Source organism: Luteimonas aquatica, from assembly GCF_022662575.1.
Classification (GTDB): Bacteria; Pseudomonadota; Gammaproteobacteria; order Xanthomonadales; family Xanthomonadaceae; genus Luteimonas; species Luteimonas aquatica.
In genome coordinates, this window is the sequence record NZ_JALBFU010000049.1 from 1 (window position 1) to 342 (window position 342).

1 protein-coding gene is annotated in these 342 nt (G+C 67.8%); it reads right to left on the reverse strand.

Annotated features, from left to right (window positions below):
- Positions 1–342, reverse strand: a 342-nt coding sequence (locus MD221_RS17465) for a hypothetical protein (RefSeq protein WP_242113432.1), incomplete at both ends; no start/stop codon positions are given.

Sequence of the window (342 nt, forward strand, 5' to 3'; positions counted from 1 at the left end):
CTGTCCGGGTCGTTCTGCTGGGTCTTGCGGCCCATGCTGTCGTAGATGAAGCCGTTGGAGACGATGCCCCGGCCCGCATCGCGCTGCACGTAGTACAGGCTGCCGTCGGCGTAGTAGCCGTACACCGTCTGCAGGCCGTTGACGTCGGTCACCACGCTCAGCTCGCCGTTGCCGGCACGCGACTGCACCGTCTGGTTGTTGCGGGCGTCGGTGATGATCGTCTGCGACCCGTTGTAGGTCGTCTTCACCGTCGAGGTCTGTCCCGTCGCGCCCGGCTCGGGCGAGGTGACCTGGGTTGGCCGGCCCAGCGCGTCGTAGGTCGTGGTCGTCCACAGCCGCGCG